The organism is Streptomyces sp. NPDC093600 (assembly GCF_044764755.1).
Taxonomy (GTDB): Bacteria; Actinomycetota; Actinomycetes; order Streptomycetales; family Streptomycetaceae; genus Streptomyces.
Genome location: NZ_JBIWIU010000006.1, coordinates 181,921 through 199,610, shown reverse-complemented (window position 1 = coordinate 199,610; position 17,690 = coordinate 181,921). Strand labels below are relative to the sequence as shown.

Below are 17,690 nucleotides of genomic sequence, written 5' to 3'. Positions count from 1 at the left end.
CGGTCAGACCAACGGCTTGACCAGGAGCTCGAACTGGAGGTCGTCGCGCTGCGGCAGACCGAAGCGCTCGTCGCCGTACGGGAACGGCGTCATCTCTCCCGTACGGCGGTAGCCGCGCCGCTCGTACCAGGCGATGAGCTCCTCGCGCACCGAGATCACCGTCATGTGCATCTCCCGCGCGCCCCAGATCTCGCGCACCCGGCGCTCCGCCTCGGCGATGATCCGGCGGCCCAGACCGGCGCCCTGGAGCTCGGGGCGTACGGCGAACATGCCGAAGTAGGCGACCTCGCCGCGCTGTTCGAGCTGGCAGCAGGCGACGATCTCACCGTCGCGCTCAACGACCATCAGCCGGCTGCCGGGGGTGGTGATGACGGCGCGCACGCCCTCCGCGTCGGTGCGCTGCCCGCTCAGGAAGTCCGCCTCCGTCGTCCAGCCGGTCCGGCTGGAGTCGCCCCGGTAGGCCGACTCGACGAGCGGCACGAGGACCGGCACGTCCTCCTCCACCGCGTCGCGGTACGTGATCCGGCCGGTGTCCTGGGGCGCGGCGGTGTCCATGGTGTTCGGTCTCCCCTCGGGGCGCTGACGATCGGTGGAGGCGATCGCCCCGAGCCTAACGCGGGCGGCGCGCCCCCCTCGTACCCCCTCGCGCGCCTCTGCGCTCGCGTGTGACCCCGCGGGGCCGGGCATGCACTGGAGGCCGAGCGGCACCGTCGGAGGGGGAGGTCTGCCGTGCACGGAGCGGGGTTCGCGGCGTGGCCGGCGTGGCTGGCGACGGTGTTGTGCGCGGCGAGCGGGGTCTACTGCCTGCTGCGGACGCGCGGTTGCGCCGGTCCTGAGCGCAGGGCGGCGGCGGGCGAGGCCGTGATGGGCTTCGGGATGGCGGCGATGGCGCTGCCCGCGGCGGTGCTCACGCCGCCGGTCTGGAGCTGGGCGGTCTACGCGGCGGTGTTCGGCGCGACGGCGGTGGGCGCGCTCTTCGGGGTCCGGCGCGGCGGGCATCATCTGCACCATCTGGTGGGCTCGGCGGCCATGGTCTACATGGCGGTGGCGATGGCGGCCCCGGCGCAGGGAGCGCACGGGGGGCACGGCGGCCACGGCAGCGGGGGCATACCGCTCCTGACGGGGGTGCTCCTCGCGTACTTCGCGGTGTACGTGCTGCGTTCCGGGGCGCGGCTGGTTCCGGTGGGGGTGCCGGGCGCCGGTCCGCCGCCCGGCCGGGACGGCCGGCCCGAGTTCACCCGCGTCTGCCGGCTGTCGATGGCACTGGCGATGCTGGCGATGCTGGTGGCGCTGTGAAACCGTGGCGTACGTCACTTGCCGTGCGAGGTCATACCCCCGGGTAGCACCGCGCTCATAGGCTGACGCCATGTTGGTCTCCCTCGCGCTGCTCGCGCTCGGCCTCCTGACCGCCGTCGTGGCGCCGCGACTGCTGTCGCGGTCCGACTGGGCGGAACGTGAGCCCGTGGTCGCCCTGTGGGTGTGGCAGTGCGTGGTGGCGGCGGTCCTGGTGAGCTTCGCCCTGTCGATGACGTTCAGCGCGGCGGCCGCCTGGCAGGTGGTACGGGGACGGATCTTCGCTCCCGCCCCGCACGGGGTGCTGGAGGCGTACGAACTGGGCACCCACCGGCCCTGGTCGGCGGTGCTCGCCGTGGCCCTGGCCTGCGGCGGGCTGTGGACCGGGGCGATGCTGGGCCGGGAGATCAGCCGGGCGCGGGCCCGGCGTCGGCAGCGCCGCCGTGACCTCCTGGTCCGTTCCCCGCTCCTGCCGGGCGAGGAGCCGGGCGGCGAGCGGCTGGTGGTCCTGGAGGGCGAGCGCGCGGACGCATGGTGGCTGCCGGGGGCGGCACCCCAGCTGGTCATCACGACGGCCGCGCTGCGCAGGCTGAAGGGACGGCAGCTGGACGCCGTACTCGCGCACGAGCAGGGACACGCCCGGGCGCGCCACGACTGGCTGCTGCACTGCTCCGCCGCGCTGGCCGGCGGGTTCCCCGGGATCCCCGTCTTCGCGGCCTTCCGTGACCAGATGCACCGACTGGTGGAGCTGGCCGCCGACGATGTCGCCTCGCGCCGCTTCGGACGGCTGACGATCGCGCTGGCGCTGGTGGAACTCAACGAGGAGCGGGGCGTGTTCGGGCCGGGCCAGGTGCCGGACGGGGATCTGCCGCACCGGGTGAACCGGCTTCTGACGGCCGCTCCCCGCCTCACGGCGGGGCGACGGCTGCGGCTGACCGCGGCGGCGGCGTGCGTACCCGTGGTGCCCGTCCTGGTGGCCTTCGTCCCGGCGTTGAAGGCTCTCGGTTAGCCCGGCGGGAGTAGACCGGAGAGGTCGGGGAAGATCGTCTCATGCGCTTCTCCGCCGTCGTCTCCGGTGCCCTGGCCCTGCTGCTGCTCGTTTTGGTGGCCGTCGGATGGCCACCGCTGCTCTCGCTGGACCGGTCGGTCTCCGAGGCCCTGCACGAAAGCGCCGTCGCCGAGCCCGGCTTCACCCGGCTCAACCGGGTTCTCACCGACTGGGTGTGGGACCCGTGGACCATGCGTGCGCTGATGGCCGTCGCCGTGGTGACGCTCTGGTGGCGGGGCCGGCGGCGGCCGGCCCTGTGGCTCGCGGGGACGAGCCTGGTGGCGGCGGCCGTCCAGCAGGGGGTGAAGGCGGCGATCGGCCGGGAGCGGCCGAGTTGGCCCGATCCTGTCGACTCGGCGCAGTACGCGGCGTTTCCCTCGGGCCACGCGCTGACGGCGACCGTGACGTGCGGGCTGCTGCTGTGGGTGCTCGCGCTGCACTGGCGCGAGTCGTGGCGGGGCTGGAGCCTCCTCGCCGTGGTGGCCGTGGTGTCGGTGCTCGGCGTGGGATGGACCCGGGTCTATCTCGGCGTGCACTGGGCGTCGGACGTCGTGGGCGGCTGGCTGCTCGGCTGGAGCCTGGCCGCTGTGGCGATCGTCACGTACCGCCGGAGCGGCGGGAACGGGGGCGGAGAGAACGGCCCCGGGAGCGATCGGAGGAGAATGGGAGAAACGCACTGAAGCCGCCTGTCCTGGACGATCCCCCGCGTCGCCCAGAACAGACGGCAAACCCGCTGACCAGGCACGAAGGCGCGACAGCAGGATGCGCTGAGTATATTGGCTGCGAGCCAGTCAACGCAGGAGTCCAGCATGTCCCCGCGTAGCGCATCGGTCAATGAAGAGCTTCGAAGGCGTTCTCGCGAACGGCTTCTGCAAGCCACCGTCGAACTGGTCTCGGAGCGTGGTTACGAAGCCACGACACTGGCCGACATCGCCGAGCGGGCCGGTTCGGCGCGCGGCCTGATCTCGTACTACTTCCCGGGCAAGCGGCAGCTGCTGCAGTCCGCGGTGCACCGGCTGATGCATCTGACCCTGGAGGAGGCGCTGGAGCGCGAGCCGCGCACGGAGGACGGGCGGGAGAGGCTGGCGCGGGCGATCGACGCGATCCTGGGCCTGGCCGTGAGCCGTCCGGTCCTGATGCGGACGCACATGGCGGGCATCCTGCAGGCCGAGGGGTTCGTGCAGTGTCCGGAGCAGCAGCGGCTCGCGTTCCTGCTGCGGGACACGGTGAAGCGGTACGGCTCCCCGGACGTGGACACGGAGTACCCGCTGCTTCGGGCCCTGTTGATGGGCGCGGTCGTGGCGGTGCTGCTGCCGGGCGCACCGATGCCGGAGGCGCGGCTGCGGGCGGAGCTGTTCCAGCGGTACGGGCTCGACTGGGACATGGGCATGCCGCCGGGCGGAGTCCCACCCGACGGCATGCGAGCGGCCCCGTCCGGATTACCGGCCGGGGTGCCGCGTCAGTCGTCGTCGAAGTCGTCGAAGTAGTCCGGCTGCGTCTGGACGTTGAGCTCGTCCATCCGGACCCGCTTCGCGGAGTCGGTGCGGCGGTCGTCGAGCCTCAGCACGTCGAAGCCCTTGACCATGTCGTTCGAGTAGATGTGGCCGTTGTAGTAGTACGCCGACCAGGAACCGCCGCCCGCGAACGTCGTGGCGGAGATGGGACCGCGCTCGAAGTAGGCGATCTCCTTCGGCTTGCGGGAGTCGGTGAAGTCCCAGACGGAGACGCCGCCCTGGTACCACGCCTGGACCATGAGGTCCTTGCCCTTGACCGGGATCAGCGAGCCGTTGTGGGCGACGCAGTTCTCGGTGTCCGCCTGGTGGCGCGGGATCTTGTAGTAACTGCGGAAGACGAGATCGCGCTTGCCGCCCTTGCCGACGATGTCGTAGATGCCGTTCGCGCCCCGGTTGGGCCCGACGGCCGCGTTGCAGGTGGCCGCGCCGCCGCCACCGAGCTCGTCGGTGAAGACGACCTTGTTCGCCTTCTGGTTGAAGGTCGCCGAGTGCCAGAACGCGAAGTTGACGTTGTCCTGGACCTGGTCGATCACCCGGGGGCGCTCGGGGTCCTTGATGTCGAACAGGATGCCGTCACCCATGCAGGCACCGGCCGCCAGGTCCTTCGAAGGCAGCACGGTGATGTCGTGGCAGCCGGTGGTCTTGGAGACTCCCGGGTTGGTCGGACCGCCCGGGTTGCCGCCGCCGTCCGGGCCCTCGCCCGGGAAGAGGACGGGGAAGCCGGTGATCACGGCCTTCTGGGGCGCCTTGCGGGGCACCTTGATGACCGTGATGCCGTCGTGCGGAGGCTGGCAGTCCGGGAACGCGGCGTTGGGCGAGTAGGAGGAGACGTAGACGTACACGTTCCTGCGCTCGGGCACCAGGGTGTGGGTGTGCGAGCCGCAGGCGGTCTCGACGGCGGCGACGTACCTCGGGTTGGTGACGTCGCTGATGTCGAAGATCTTCATGCCCTCCCACGAGGACTTCTCCGTGGCCGGCTGGCTGCTGCTGGCACAGGAGTCGTCGCTGCGGGAGGAGTCGGTGGAGAGGAAGAGCAGGTCACCGGAGACGGAGATGTCGTTCTGCGAGCCGGGGCAGAGTACCTGGGCGACCGTCTTGGGGGCGGCCGGGTTGCTGATGTCGAAGATCCGGAAGCCGTCGTAGTTGCCGGCGAAGGCGTACTTGCCCTGGAAGGCAAGGTCGGAGTTGGTGCCCTTGAGCGCGTCCTTGGGGATGTTCACGAGGTGCTTGATGTTGTCGGTGTGGACGATCTGGTCCACACCGGGTATCTCGCCGCTCTGAATGGCGGACCGCGCCTCGGCGGCCTGCTCCGAGGAGACGGTGCCCCGCACGGGGCTGTCGCCCGGGTCGGGTGTGGCGGCCGCGGGGCCGGTCGCGAGCAGGCCGACCAGCAGTCCGGCCGCGGCGGTGGCCACACCCAGACCTCTGATCCGTGTTCGCGGAGTACGCGTGGTACGCAACGAAGTCACTCCGTCCTCCCTTGTATCCGTTCGAGTCGAACGGTCGATGGACTCCGGCAGTATCGTCCTTAGCGTGCACATCTCAACAGATGGCAACACAGACGTCATCAAGGTTTTTGATCAGCGGCCCGAGGAAGCCTGCTCGGGAGTGTCCCGAAAGTAAGTCCCCGTGGAGGTCGTCTTGTTGAACCGCCGTATCCGTGGAGCTGTCCACGTCGCGCTCGGCGCCGTGACCGTATGGGCGCTGACCGGCTGCGAGTCGGGGCCGGGAGAGGAGGCTCCCCGGAGCAAGGGCTCCTCGGCTCCCGCGGTGGTGGCGCCCGGTAAGCCGGGCGAGGAGGCGCGGCGGATATCGCCGGAGGAGGCGGCCCGGCTGCTGCCGGACGACAAGCCCAACGCCGCGGACTTCACGTACACGCAGATGATGATCGTGCACCACCGGCAGGCGCTGACGATGACCTCGCTGGCCCCGGGGCGGGCGGAGTCGACACAGGTGAAGAAGGTGGCGGAGCGTATCGCCGCGGCTCAGCAGCCCGAGATCGGCGCGATGGAAGGTTGGCTGAAAAACAACGGTGGGCCGCGCCCCCAGGGCGACCACGACCATCACTCGATGCCGGGGATGGCGACCGAGGCGCAACTGGCGGAGCTGCGGAACGCCAAGGGCAAGGCCTTCGACGAGCTGTTCCTGAGACTGATGATCACCCACCACGAGGGAGCGGTGACGATGGCGGCCCAGGCGCTGAGCGACGGGAACAACGTGCTGGTGGAGGAGATGGCCAGTGACGTGATCGCGCAGCAGACGGCGGAGATCAACCGGATGCGGTCGATGTAACCCGATGCGGTCGATGCAGCGCGCCGCCGACGGCACGGGCACCGTCCCCCGCACGGCCCTCCCGCGCGGGGGCCGGTCGGTGCCATGCTGGAAGCCTCTCGGCGGGAATCCCCGCGGCGGGAAGGAGTACGGCCGTGCTTCGTGTCGCTGTCGTCGGTTCCGGGCCCAGCGGGGTCTACACCGCCCAGGCGCTGGTCCAGCAGTCGGTGGTGCCCGGCGTCCGGGTGGACGTCCTGGACCGGCTGCCCTGTCCGTACGGGCTGGTGCGCTACGGCGTCGCGCCGGACCACGAGAAGATCAAATCCCTGCAGCAGAACCTTCGGGCCGTCCTGGAGGACGAGCGGATCGGCTTCCTCGGCAATGTCGAGGTCGGCGCTCACGGTCTGACCCCGGCCCGCCTGCTTGAGCTCTACCACGCCGTCGTGTACTGCGTCGGCGCGGCCAGGGACCGGCGGCTGGGGGTGCCGGGCGAGGATCTGGCCGGCAGCTTCTCGGCGACGGACTTCGTCTCCTGGTACAGCGCGCACCCCGACGCCGTGGCCGACGGCTTCGGGCTCGGCGGGCGTTCGGCGGTGGTGATCGGGGTCGGGAACGTGGCGGTGGACGTCGCCCGGATCCTGGCACGCGGCCCGGGCGAGCTGCGGCTGACGGATGTGCCGGAGCGGGCGCTCTCGGCTCTGGAGGCCAGCCGGGTGCGCGAGGTGCACATGGTGGGCCGCCGGGGCCCGGGGCAGGCCAAGTTCACCACCAAGGAGCTGCGTGAGCTGGGCGCGCTGCCCGCGGCGCGGGTGCGGGTGGAGCCGGCGGACCTGGCGCTGGATCCGTCGTACGCGGACCCGTCCGGGCTGGCGGCCGTGAACCGTCGGAACGTGGAGGTCGTACGGGGCTGGGCGGCGGAGCCGGCCGGTCCGGAGGGCGGGCGCTCCATCACGCTGCGGTTCTTCCTGCGGCCGGTGGAGCTGCTCGGCCGGGACGGGCGGGTGGCGGCGGTCCGTTTCGAGCGGACCGAGCCGGACGGCGCCGGGGGTGTGCGGGGTACGGGCCGGTTCGAGGAGATCGAGGCCCAGTTGGTGCTGCGGGCCGTCGGCTACAAGGGGGTCGCGCTGCCCGGGCTGCCGTTCGACGAGACCCGGGGGACGGTTCCGAACGAGGCGGGCCGGGTGCTGCGGGAGGGCGTGCCGTCCCCCGGTGAGTACGTCGCGGGCTGGATCAAGCGGGGGCCCACGGGCGTCATCGGCACCAATCGCCCCTGCGCGAAGGAGACGGTGACCTCACTGCTGGCCGACGCCGCGGATCTCGCTGCCGGGCGAACGGTGGCGGCCGACCCGCTGACGGCCCTGCGCGAGCTGGGCCACGAGCCGGTGGCATGGCCCGGATGGCTGGCCATCGAGAGCGCCGAGACGGCCCTCGGCCACTCACTCGGCCGGGGCCGGGTGAAGATCGCGGACTGGGCGGGTCTGCGCGAGGCGGCCCTGGGCCACCCCATCGCCCCGTAGGGGCTTTCGTTCGTAAGGCTCAGGGGGTGTCGGGCCGACCGGCCAGGCGGAGTTCCTGGCCCTCCGCCGCCGCGAGGACGCTGTCGAGGAGGCCGGGGAAGAGGGCGTCCAGGTCGTCGCGGCGCAGACCGTTCAGCTTGGCCGTGCCGCGGTAGATCTGCTGGATGACGCCGCTCTCGCGCAGCACCCGGAAGTGATGCGTCGAGGTCGACTTCGTCACCGGAAGGTCGAAGTACGAGCAGCTCAGCGCCGTCTCCTCGCGGGCCATCTCGCGCACGATCCGCAGCCTCACCGCGTCCGACAGCGCGTGCAGCACCCCTTCCAGGCGGATCTCGTCCCGCGCGGGGTGTTCGAGGACGCGAGCGTTGGTCCCGGTCGTCACGGCGGCTCCACTTCATCGGGTACCAGCATTGTACGACGACTCTCGTAGTTTGACAGATGCCGTACTACGATGCGTATCGTACGACCACCCAGCCAGGCCCCCCGAAACGGAGTCCGCCATGAGCGCCGCCCTCTTCGAGCCCCTCACCCTCCGATCGCTGACCATCCCCAACCGCGTCTGGATGTCGCCGATGGACCAGTACTCGGCAGAGGCGTCCGGCCCGAAGGCGGGCGTCGCGAACGACTGGCACTTCGCTCACTACGCCTCCCGCGCCACCGGCGGCACGGGCCTGATCCTCGTCGAGGCGACCGCCGTCTCGGCCGAGGGCCGGATCAGCCCCGCCGACCTCGGCATCTGGAACGACACGCAGGTCGAGGCGTTGCGCAGGATCGCCGGCTTCCTCAAGGCGCACGGGACCGTGCCCGGCATCCAGATCGGTCACGCCGGCCGCAAGGCGGCCACCAGGCGCCCCTGGGAGGGCCGCGGTCCGGTCGGTGAGGACGGGCACGGCTGGCAGCCGGTCGGACCGAGCCCCGTCGCGTTCGCCGAGGGGTACCCCGTGCCGACCGAGCTCACGACCGAGGGCATCGAGGAGATCGTCGGCCAGTTCGCCGACGCGGCCCGACGCGCTCTCGCCGCGGGGTTCCAGGTGATCGAGGTGCACGGCGCCCACGGCTATCTCATCGGCGAGTTCCTCTCCCCGCACAGCAACCGCCGCACCGACGCCTACGGCGGTTCCTTCGAGAACCGCACCCGCCTCGCCCTCGAAGTGGTCGACGCCGTACGGGCCGTGTGGCCCGAGGAGCTGCCCGTCTTCTTCCGGGTCTCCGCCACGGACTGGCTCGGGGAGCAGGGCTGGACCGCGGACGAGACCGTCCGCCTCGCGGCCCTGCTGCGCGAGCACGGTGTCGACCTCCTCGACGTCTCCAGCGGCGGCAACGGCGGCCCGGCCGACATTCCCGTCGGTCCCGGCTACCAGGTGCCGTTCGCGGCCCGGGTGAGGGCCGAGACGGGGCTTCCGGTCGCCGCCGTGGGCATGATCACGGAGAGCGCGCAGGCCGAGAAGATCGTCGCCAACGGGGAGGCGGACGCCGTACTGCTCGGGCGCGAGCTGCTGCGCGACGCCTCCTGGGCCCGGCGGGCCGCGCGCGAGCTCGGCGCCGAGACGCACACGCCGGCGCCGTACGCCTGGGCCATCTGAACCGGTCCCCGCTCCGGGACCTGCCGCCAGGTCTCCTCGCGTCGCATGAAACACGCCTCCGACCTGCGGCGACGCTCTCTCCAGGGGCCACTGTCAGTGGTCGGGTGCAGACTTGCCCCTATCCGCGACAACGGCGTCCTGGAGGTGTCGGCCATGCCCGACGTAGTACTCACCGTAGGCACCCGCAAGGGTCTGTTCATCGGCCACCGGCGTGCGGGGCGGTGGGAGTTCGACGAACCCCGCTTCAACGCGCAGGCCGTCTATTCGATCGGCATCGACACCCGCCGCGGCACCCCGCGCCTGCTGGTCGGCGCGGTCAGCGACCACTGGGGTCCCTCGGTGTTCCACTCCGACGACCTCGGAGCGACCTGGACCGAACCGCCCCGGCCGGCGGTCAGGTTCCCGCAGGACACGGGCGTCTCCCTGGAGCGCGTCTGGCAGTTGCACCCCGCGCCCGCCCACTCCCCGGACGTCGTGTACGCCGGGACGGAGCCCGCCGCGCTGTTCAAGTCCACCGACGGCGGCGAGTCGTTCGAGCTGGTGCGCCCGCTGTGGGAGCACCCGACCCGCTCCCGCTGGGAGCCGGGCGGCGGCGGCGAGGCCGTGCACACGGTCGTCACCGACCGGCGCGACCCGGAGGCCGTGACGGTCGCCGTGTCGGCGGCGGGGGTGTTCCGCACCCTGGACGGCGGGGCCAGTTGGGCGCCGTCCAACCAGGGCGTGTCGGCGGTCTTCCTGCCCGATCCGAACCCCGAGTTCGGCCAGTGCGTCCACAAGATCGCGCAGGACGCGGGCAATCTGGACCGGCTGTATCTGCAGAACCACTGGGGGGTGTACCGCAGCGACGACGCGGGCGCGAAGTGGACCGACATCGGGGCCGGGCTGCCGTCCGACTTCGGCTTCACCGTCGCCGCCCACCCCCATCGGGCCGATGTGGCCTATGTCTTCCCGATCAACGCCGACAGCGACCGGGTGCCCGCCGGACGCCGCTGCCGTGTCTACCGCACGAGCGACGCCGGCGGCAGCTGGGAGGCGCTCACCCACGGACTTCCCGAGGGCGACCACTACGGCACCGTGCTGCGGGACGCGATGTGCACGGACGGCGGGGACCCGACGGGTGTCTATTTCGGCAACCGCAACGGCGAGGTGTACGGCAGCGCGGACGACGGGGACAGCTGGGCCCTGCTGGCCGAGCACCTGCCGGACGTGCTGTGCGTGCGGGCGGCGGTGATCGACTGAGAGGCCGGTCCGGTGAGGGCCGGGGCGCTGCGCCAGTAGAGTGACGGCCGTGGCAGCACGACCGTTGAACGAGATCGTCGAGCCGGGGTGGGCACACGCGCTCGCGCCCGTGGCCGAACGCATCGCCTCCATGGGCGACTTCCTGAGACAGGAGATCGCCGCTGGGCGCACCTACCTGCCGTCCGGGGCCAATGTGCTCCGGGCCTTCCAACAGCCCTTCGACGAGGTGAGGGTCCTGATCGTCGGCCAGGACCCGTACCCGACGCCGGGGCACGCGGTGGGCCTGAGCTTCTCCGTGGCACCGGACGTGCGGCCGCTGCCGCCCAGTCTGGAGAACATCTTCCGGGAGATGAACACCGACCTGGGGCTTCCGCGTCCCTCGAACGGTGATCTGACGCCCTGGACCCGCCAGGGGGTGCTGCTGCTCAACCGGGCGCTCACCACGGCCCCGCGCAAGCCGGGCGCGCACCGGGACAAGGGGTGGGAGGCGGTGACCGAGCAGGCCATCAAGGCGCTGGCCGCCCGGGGCAAGCCGCTCGTCTCGGTGCTGTGGGGGCGTGACGCGCGCAATCTGCGTCCGCTGCTCGGCGATCTGCCGGCCATCGAGTCCTCGCACCCCTCGCCGATGTCCGCGGACCGGGGCTTCTTCGGCTCCCGCCCGTTCAGCCGCACCAACGAACTCCTGCTGCGCCAGGGGGCGCAGGAGGTCGACTGGCGGCTGCCGTGACGAACCGGCGGCTTCCGTGACGACCGGCGGCCGGGTCCTCGGCGTCGACTCGGGCGGCTCTGGGCTGCGGATCGCTCTGGCGGACGCCGCGGACGGCCGCGTCGTGGAGACGGTCTCCTCACGCGAGCCGGTCCGCACCGGGCCGGGCGGGATCGACGCCGCCCATCTCCTGGAGCAACTGCTGCCCGCCGCCGAGGCGATGCTGCGGCGGGCCGGAGGCGAAGGCCCCGTGGCCGCCGTGGCGATCGGGGCCGCCGGGATGGCGACGCTCGGCGACGCGTTGCGGGCGGTGCTCCCCGGCGCCCTGGAGCAGGCGCTCGGGGTGCGGAGGCTGGCGCTCGCGGCCGATGCCGTCACCGCGTACGCGGGAGCGCTCGGCCAGCGCCCGGGGGCGGTCGTCGCGGGCGGCACGGGCCTGATCGCGCTCGGCACGGATCTCGTCTCCTGGCGCCGGGCCGACGGCTGGGGTCATCTGCTGGGCGACTGCGGCAGCGGCGCGTGGATCGGCCGGGCGGGCCTTGAGGCGGCGATGCGCGCCTTCGACGGCCGCCCCGGTGGCTCGGGCGCGCTCCTGGCCTGTGCCGAGGCGCGGTTCGGGCCGGCCGCCGGCCTGCCGGGTGCTCTCTACCCCCGTACGGACCGGCCCGCCGTGCTGGCCTCCTTCGCGCCCGACGTCGCTCGCGGTGCCGCGGACGGCGACCAGGTCGCGGCGGAGATCCTCGCCCGGGCCGCCGCGCACATCGCCGAGGCGGCCGCGGCGGCCTGCCCCGACGACGGGCCGTGCGATGTGGCCCTGACGGGCGGCCTGTTCAAGATGGGCGACCCCCTCCTCGTGCCGCTGGCCGAGGAGCTCGCGGAGCGGCTGCCCGCCACGCGAACCGTGTCCGCCGCCGGGGATCCGCTCGACGGCGCCGTCACCCTCGCCTCGGCTCTCGCCTCCGGTTCCCTGCGGCTGCCCCGGGAGCCCCGGATGCTCCATCTCGTCGGCTGAACCACGGTCCGGACATACAGGGGCATCCCACGCTCGACCGCACCTCACCGCAGTGCGCGGCGGGCGAAACCAGTAGCATGCGGGCGCATGAGCTCCCCCACTGGGCCTGCTTCCGGCCTGCCTGTACGAATGCCGCGACCCCGCCAGACCGGACGGCACCGTCGCCCCGAACCCGCGGCGGCGCCCGAGGGCGCTCCCGCACTCGTTCTCGCCGTCCCCGGCGCGCCGTCGGCCGCCATACGCTCGCTGGCCGAAGAGGTCGTGAGCATCGCCCGCTCCGAGCTGCCCGGCCTGGAGGCCGCGATCGGCTACCTGGACGGCGACGACGCCGAGTACCCCACCCTCGCGACGGTCCTCGCGCGGGTGGCCGCGCTGCGCACCGAGCGGTACGAGCTGGCTCTGGCCGCCGGCCGCGAGGTCAGCGCCCCCGAGGGCCCGGCCGCCGTCGTGGTCCCGCTGCTCGCCGGCCCGGACAGTGCCCTGATGCGCCAGGTCCGCCAGGCCGTGATGGACAGCGGCAACCTGGCCGAGCTGACCGACGTCCTCGGCCCGCACCCGCTGCTCGCCGAGGCCCTGCACGTGCGCCTGTCGGAGGCCGGTCTGGCCCGTGCCGACCGCGCCCGGCTGTTCACGGTCGCCACGGCCGCCGACGGCATCGTGCTCGCCACGGTCGGCGGCGAGGAGGCGGTCCAGGCCGCCGGTATCACCGGCATGCTGCTCGCCGCGCGTCTGGCCGTCCCCGTGATCGCCGCCGCGCTGGACCAGGAGGGCTCGATCACCGCGGTCGCGGAGCAGCTGCGCGCCTCCGGCTCGGAGCAGCTGGCGCTGGCCCCGTATCTGATCGGTCCGGAGCTGGCCGAGGGGCTGCTCGACGCCGCCGCGCAGGAGGCCGGCTGCGCCTCCGCCGAACCGCTCGGCGCGTACCCGGCCATCGGCAAGCTGGTGCTCTCGCAGTACACGGCCGTGCTCGGCATCGCCCCTCAGCAGGCGCAGGGCGCCCCTGCCCTCTGATCCGTCGCGCCGCGTCCGGTGGGATGCGCGCGGCCCGGCAAGCTGTACGGGAGGGCCCGCACCGGAGTTGTCCGGTGCGGGCCCTCCCGCGCGTCGCGGGGCGGCTCAGCCGAGGACGACGCAGGAGGCGGCGGGGGCCTCGACGGCGCCCGCACGGTGCGGGACGCCGGTCTCCGCGTCGATGTCGAACCAGGTGACGTCCCCGGAGCGCTCGTTGGCCGCGTAGAGGCGCCGCCCGGCCGGGTCGAGCGTGAGGTCGCGGGGCCAGTGGCCGCCGCAGGGCACGGTGGTGACGAGCTCGGCCTTCCCGCCGCTCGCGTCGAGGGCGAGGACGGCGAGGGAGTCGTCGCCGCGGACGGCGGCATAGAGGAAGCGTCCGTCGCGGGCGACGACGACCGCGGAGGGGTGGCTGGGCTCGGCGGCGCCCTCGGGCAGGACGGGGGTCTCGCCGAGCGGTTCGAGGACTCCGGCGCCGGCGTCCCAGCGGCAGACGGTGAGGGTCGGCTCCAGCTCGTTCAGGACGTACGCGTGCGTACCTGCGGGGTGGAAGGCCAGATGGCGGGGGCCGGTGCCGGGCCGCAGGGCGGTCTCGCCGTGCGGCCGCAGGGCGCCCGGCGCGGCGTCGAGGGCGTAGACGCGCACCGAGTCGGTGCCGAGGTCCACGGCTGTCACCCAGCGCCCGGCGGGGTCGGGCAGCACCTGGTGGGCGTGCGGGGCGTCCTGGCGGCCCGCGACGGGTCCGGATCCTTCGTGCCGGGCGCGGTCGGTGGCGGGGCGGAGGGAGCCGTCCTCGGCGAGGGGCAGGACGGTGACGCTGCCGGAGGTGTAGTTCGCGGTCAGGAGGTGGCCGGCGGCGACGCAGAGGTGGGTGGGCGCCGCGCCGTGTACGGGCGTGGGGGCGCCGAGCGGTCGGGGTACGGCACCGCTGACGTCGAAGGCGGCCGCGGCGCCGTGCTCGGTCTCGGAGACGGCGTAGAGGGTGGTTCCGGCGAGGGTGAGGAAGGACGGGTCGGCGACCGTGTCACTCGTCCCGGTGATGGTCAGGGCGCCCGTGGCGGCGTCCACATCGGCCGTGAGGACGCCGCGGCCGCCCGCCGAGGTGAAGGACCCGATGAACGCGCGAGGGCGGCTCTGAGGGCCGCCCGAAACCGTCACACGCTCGCTGTCCCGCTCGCCGGTCCGACCCGCCTCCGCGTCACGCACGGCGCCTCCCCTGTCCGCCGGCCGGTCGCGGTCGACCGGCCGTAGTCGCGGCAGACGGTAGCAGGCGGTCTAGACCAGCAGGGCCTTCGGGAGCGGGATCAGGCCGCGGGGACGACGGGGGCGCCCGGTGCCGTACGCAGAGGGGCGGCCAGGTCGACCAAGGCCCGCTCCAGGCCGTACAGATGGCCGAGGGCGGCCTCGGCGCCGGGGTGGTGCGGCGGGAGCGCGGCGACGTCCGCCACCGCCGGCCGGGCGGGGCGGGCCGGGCGCACCAGGGCGTGGACGGCCGCCTCCACGCGCCAGGCCGCGGCGGCGAGCCGTGCGTCGTGGGAGGCGTCCGGGTCGGCGGCGACGGCCGTGAGTCCCTTGATCTCCCGGGCGCAGTCGTCGAGCAGGGCGAGCACGCGGCGGGCGCGGGCCTTGCGGGCGCGCAGCGGGCTGAGCGGGTGGACGAGCGGCGCGAGCGAGAGCCGGACCCGGCCGAGCAGCAGCTCCAGCTCGGCGACGAGCGGCGCCGGGTCGGCCTCGGGGTCGCCGGCCAGGCGCCGGGCGGCGGCGGTGGTGCAGTCGTGCACGCAGGTGACGGCCCGCTCGATCCAGGCGTTGGTGGCCGCGTGGGTGGTGACGGGCAGCAGGACGACGCCGACGGCGGCGCCGAGCGCGCCGACGGCCGTCTCCTCGAAGCGGAGCAGCAGCAGCCCGGGGTGCAGCACGCCGAGCAGGCCGTAGAGCAGGCCCGCCATGACGGTGACGAAGAACATCATCCAGCTGTACGAGAGGGGGGCGGTGTAGAAGATGCCGAAGACGCAGACGGCGACCAGGGCGGCCGTCGGGGCGGGGGCGCCGGCCAGCGGGACGGCGATGAGGAACCCGGCGGCGATGCCGGTGACCGTGCCGACGACCCGGCGGAATCCGCGGACGAGGGTCTCGCCGCGGGAGGCGGTGTTGACGAAGATCCACCAGGCGGTGCCGACGGCCCAGTACCAGCGCTCGTGGGAGATGAACTGTCCGGCGGCGAGCGCGACGGCGCAGGCGACGGTGGCCTGGACGGCCTGCCGGGTGGTGGGGCGGGCGAGGCCGCTGCCCGGCAGCGGGGCGGGTGCGGCGGGCGGCGGGACGCGCCGCTCGATGCACCAGGCCACGAAGCGGACCGCGCCGGAGACGACGAGGGCGAGCGCCACCGCCGCGTACAGCTCCGGCAGTTGCGCGGGGAGCGCGTGCAGGAACTGGGTGACGAAGAACATCATGAAGGCGAAGATGCCCAGTGCGTGGCCGCGCGGTCCCCAGCGGCGGGCGTAGACGCCGGCGAGGACGACGGACAGCCAGGCGGCGTCCCGTAGCAGCGGCGCCCCGTGCAGCACGGTGGCCAGTGCGAGGACGGGGAATCCGATGGCGGGCAGCAGGGCCGTGGTGACGGCCTGGCGGCGGACGGTGGGATCGCCGACGGTGAAGAGCGCGAGCAGCGCGGCGAGACCGCCGGTGATGGAGGCGGTGAGGGAGAGTCCGGAGAGTTCGGCCGCGGCGACGGAGAGGCCGACGCCGAGCACGGCGCGCGAGGAGATCCGAAGCCGGACCCGGCCCGGATCGGGGGCCACGAACATATGCCGGACCAGGCGGCGGCAGGCCGCCAGGCCCCTCTTCACGACGGTCGTTCCGCCCCCGCTGCCGTACACACACCCTCTTCGACATGCTCTCGTGCCCCGGCCTGCTTGTGGCGGCCGCCGGGCATGGGAAAGGCGCCGCGGGGCCGGCACCGGCCGCGTCGCCGGTCCGGCGCGTGCGCGGCGCCATCTGTTCGTACTCTTCCGTAGGAAAACACCTGCTCGCCGCTGGCTCAACTCATCCCGCCGGTGGTGGGCCATTGGTACAGTCATCGCGGGTAGAACTCAGCCAGGAGGAGGCCAACGGACCATGGCGGTGGACGAGCTCGACACCCGCATCCTGAGGCTGCTGATCGAGCGGCCGCGCACCAGCGTGCGCGAGTACGCGCGGATCCTCGGGGTGGCCCGGGGCACGGTGCAGGCCCGCATCGACCGGCTGGAGCGCGACGGCGTGATCACCGCGACCGGCCCGGTCCTCTCCCCCGCGGCGCTCGGTCATCCGGTGCTGGCCTTCGTCCACATCGAGGTGACCCAGGGGCATCTCGACGAGGTCGGGGACGCGCTCGCCGCGATCCCGGAGATCGTCGAGGCGTTCTCGATCACGGGCGGCGGAGATCTGCTGACGCGCGTGGTGGCTCGGGACAACGGCCACTTGGAGGATGTCATCCAGCGGCTGATCCAGCTGCCGGGCGTGGTCCGCACCCGTACGGAGATGGCGCTGCGCGAGCGGGTTCCGCACCGGCTGCTGCCGCTGGTGGAGGCGGTAGGGCGGGCGTCGGCGCGTGACGACTGAGCCGGGAGGAAGCAGAGGCGCTAGTCAATTTGTTGATTAGTGGCGCCCTTGTCCCTAGGGTGACCCCATGCCGCCGACCGACAGCCCGTCACACCCGCCCTGCCTCCGCTATGTCGCCCTGGGCGACAGCCAGACGGAGGGGCTGGGCGACGGGGACGACCTGGTCGGTACGCGCGGGTTCGCCGACCGGCTGGCCGAGCGGCTCGCCGCGATCGAACCCGCGGTGCGGTACGCCAATCTGGGCGTACGCGGCCGGCTCGCCGGACAGGTGAGAGCGGAGCAGCTCGGTCCCGCCCTCGACCTCCGCCCCGACCTGGCCACCGTGGTGGCCGGGGTGAACGACCTGCTGCGGCCCCGGTTCGACGCGGCGGAGGTGGCCGAGCACCTGGAGGCGATGTTCGCCGCGCTCACCACCGCCGGGGCGCGGGTCGCGACGGTGACCTTCCCGGACATGGCGAGGCTGACTCCGCTCGCCCGGCCGCTGACGCCCCGGATCGAGGAGCTGAACCGGCTGGTCCGCGCCGCGGCCGCCCGGCACGGCGTGGTCGTCGCGGACACCGCGCGCCACGCGGTGGTCACCGACCCCCGGATCTGGAGCCCGGACCGGCTGCACGCGAGCCCTCTGGGTCATGAGCGGATCGCCGCCGCGCTCGCCCACGCGCTCGCGCTCCCGAGAGCCGACGCCTCCTGGTCCCTGCCGCTGCCCGCACCGGGCACACCCGCTCCGACCGGCTCGCGCGCGGTGGCGGCCGAACTTCGCTGGGCCGCCGCCTTCCTGGGGCCCTGGCTCGGCCGCCGACTGCGGGGCCGCTCCTCCGGCGACGGGCGGGTGGCGAAGCGTCCGCACCTGCTTCCCGTCTTCCCGCCGACGGCGCCCGAGGCTTCCGCACCGCTCTGAC

The 17,690-nt window shown here is 73.4% G+C and carries 18 protein-coding genes; 13 read left to right on the top strand and 5 right to left on the bottom strand.

Annotated elements, in window-relative coordinates:
* Positions 1–3 precede the first annotated feature (3 nt).
* Positions 4–555, bottom strand: a complete 552-nt coding sequence (locus ACIRB4_RS17475) for a GNAT family N-acetyltransferase (RefSeq protein WP_403292125.1) — start codon at positions 553–555, stop codon at positions 4–6.
* Positions 556–729: 174 nt separating this feature from the next.
* Here ACIRB4_RS17475 and ACIRB4_RS17470 point away from each other — a divergent pair, with 174 nt between their 5' ends.
* The 4 genes from ACIRB4_RS17470 to ACIRB4_RS17455 all read left to right on the top strand — a co-directional run bounded on the left by ACIRB4_RS17470 (position 730) and on the right by ACIRB4_RS17455 (position 3,828).
* The gene (locus ACIRB4_RS17470; protein WP_403292123.1) at positions 730–1,296 is read left to right on the top strand and encodes a DUF5134 domain-containing protein; all 567 of its coding nucleotides are present in this window, start codon (positions 730–732) and stop codon (positions 1,294–1,296) included.
* A 70-nt stretch (positions 1,297–1,366) separates the two neighbouring features.
* Positions 1,367–2,302, top strand: coding sequence for a M56 family metallopeptidase (locus ACIRB4_RS17465; RefSeq protein WP_403292121.1), 936 nt, complete (start codon positions 1,367–1,369; stop codon positions 2,300–2,302).
* Positions 2,303–2,343: 41 nt separating this feature from the next.
* Entirely contained in the window at positions 2,344–3,021 is a 678-nt protein-coding gene (locus ACIRB4_RS17460; protein ID WP_403292119.1) for a phosphatase PAP2 family protein, read from the top strand.
* A gap of 129 nt (positions 3,022–3,150) precedes the next feature.
* Positions 3,151–3,828 carry a TetR/AcrR family transcriptional regulator gene (locus tag ACIRB4_RS17455; protein ID WP_403292117.1) on the top strand — a complete coding sequence of 226 codons (678 nt, stop codon included), beginning with the start codon at positions 3,151–3,153 and terminating at the stop codon, positions 3,826–3,828.
* On the opposite strand, the gene ACIRB4_RS17450 is transcribed toward ACIRB4_RS17455, so the two are convergent.
* The gene (locus ACIRB4_RS17450; RefSeq protein WP_403292115.1) at positions 3,801–5,324 is read right to left on the bottom strand and encodes an LVIVD repeat-containing protein; all 1,524 of its coding nucleotides are present in this window, start codon (positions 5,322–5,324) and stop codon (positions 3,801–3,803) included. The genes ACIRB4_RS17455 and ACIRB4_RS17450 overlap by 28 nt on opposite strands.
* Before the next feature lie 175 nt (positions 5,325–5,499).
* Between ACIRB4_RS17450 and ACIRB4_RS17445 the strand changes: the two genes are divergently transcribed.
* Positions 5,500–6,147: a DUF305 domain-containing protein gene (locus tag ACIRB4_RS17445; RefSeq protein ID WP_403292113.1), complete on the top strand. Its 648-nt coding sequence runs from the start codon at positions 5,500–5,502 to the stop codon at positions 6,145–6,147.
* Between the two features lie 134 nt (positions 6,148–6,281).
* Complete coding sequence (locus ACIRB4_RS17440) at positions 6,282–7,643, top strand: FAD-dependent oxidoreductase (RefSeq protein WP_403292112.1); 1,362 nt, start codon at positions 6,282–6,284, stop codon at positions 7,641–7,643.
* Between the two features lie 19 nt (positions 7,644–7,662).
* Here ACIRB4_RS17440 and ACIRB4_RS17435 read toward each other — a convergent pair whose 3' ends face one another.
* Complete coding sequence (locus ACIRB4_RS17435) at positions 7,663–8,025, bottom strand: ArsR/SmtB family transcription factor (RefSeq protein WP_403292110.1); 363 nt, start codon at positions 8,023–8,025, stop codon at positions 7,663–7,665.
* A gap of 118 nt (positions 8,026–8,143) precedes the next feature.
* Between ACIRB4_RS17435 and ACIRB4_RS17430 the strand changes: the two genes are divergently transcribed.
* From ACIRB4_RS17430 to ACIRB4_RS17410, 5 genes are all read left to right on the top strand, one after another.
* The gene (locus ACIRB4_RS17430; RefSeq protein ID WP_403292109.1) at positions 8,144–9,226 is read left to right on the top strand and encodes an NADH:flavin oxidoreductase/NADH oxidase; all 1,083 of its coding nucleotides are present in this window, start codon (positions 8,144–8,146) and stop codon (positions 9,224–9,226) included.
* Between the two features lie 153 nt (positions 9,227–9,379).
* A complete protein-coding gene (locus ACIRB4_RS17425; protein ID WP_403292107.1) occupies positions 9,380–10,465 on the top strand; it encodes a WD40/YVTN/BNR-like repeat-containing protein in 1,086 nt (361 codons plus the stop codon).
* Positions 10,466–10,514: 49 nt separating this feature from the next.
* Positions 10,515–11,192 carry a uracil-DNA glycosylase gene (locus ACIRB4_RS17420; protein WP_403292105.1) on the top strand — a complete coding sequence of 226 codons (678 nt, stop codon included), beginning with the start codon at positions 10,515–10,517 and terminating at the stop codon, positions 11,190–11,192.
* A gap of 16 nt (positions 11,193–11,208) precedes the next feature.
* Positions 11,209–12,183 carry an N-acetylglucosamine kinase gene (locus ACIRB4_RS17415; protein ID WP_403292104.1) on the top strand — a complete coding sequence of 325 codons (975 nt, stop codon included), beginning with the start codon at positions 11,209–11,211 and terminating at the stop codon, positions 12,181–12,183.
* A gap of 87 nt (positions 12,184–12,270) precedes the next feature.
* Positions 12,271–13,194 carry a sirohydrochlorin chelatase gene (locus tag ACIRB4_RS17410; protein WP_403292103.1) on the top strand — a complete coding sequence of 308 codons (924 nt, stop codon included), beginning with the start codon at positions 12,271–12,273 and terminating at the stop codon, positions 13,192–13,194.
* Positions 13,195–13,299: 105 nt separating this feature from the next.
* On the opposite strand, the gene ACIRB4_RS17405 is transcribed toward ACIRB4_RS17410, so the two are convergent.
* Together ACIRB4_RS17405 and ACIRB4_RS17400 are read right to left on the bottom strand one after the other, a co-directional pair.
* On the bottom strand, positions 13,300–14,349 hold the full coding sequence (locus ACIRB4_RS17405) for a lactonase family protein (protein WP_403292408.1): 1,050 nt from the start codon (positions 14,347–14,349) through the stop codon (positions 13,300–13,302).
* Between the two features lie 146 nt (positions 14,350–14,495).
* Complete coding sequence (locus ACIRB4_RS17400; RefSeq protein ID WP_403292407.1) at positions 14,496–15,998, bottom strand: FUSC family protein; 1,503 nt, start codon at positions 15,996–15,998, stop codon at positions 14,496–14,498.
* Positions 15,999–16,308: 310 nt separating this feature from the next.
* Here ACIRB4_RS17400 and ACIRB4_RS17395 point away from each other — a divergent pair, with 310 nt between their 5' ends.
* Together ACIRB4_RS17395 and ACIRB4_RS17390 are read left to right on the top strand one after the other, a co-directional pair.
* Entirely contained in the window at positions 16,309–16,791 is a 483-nt protein-coding gene (locus ACIRB4_RS17395) for an Lrp/AsnC family transcriptional regulator (protein ID WP_403292101.1), read from the top strand.
* A 67-nt stretch (positions 16,792–16,858) separates the two neighbouring features.
* Positions 16,859–17,689, top strand: coding sequence for an SGNH/GDSL hydrolase family protein (locus ACIRB4_RS17390; protein WP_403292099.1), 831 nt, complete (start codon positions 16,859–16,861; stop codon positions 17,687–17,689).
* The last annotated feature ends 1 nt before the right edge of the window (position 17,690 follow it).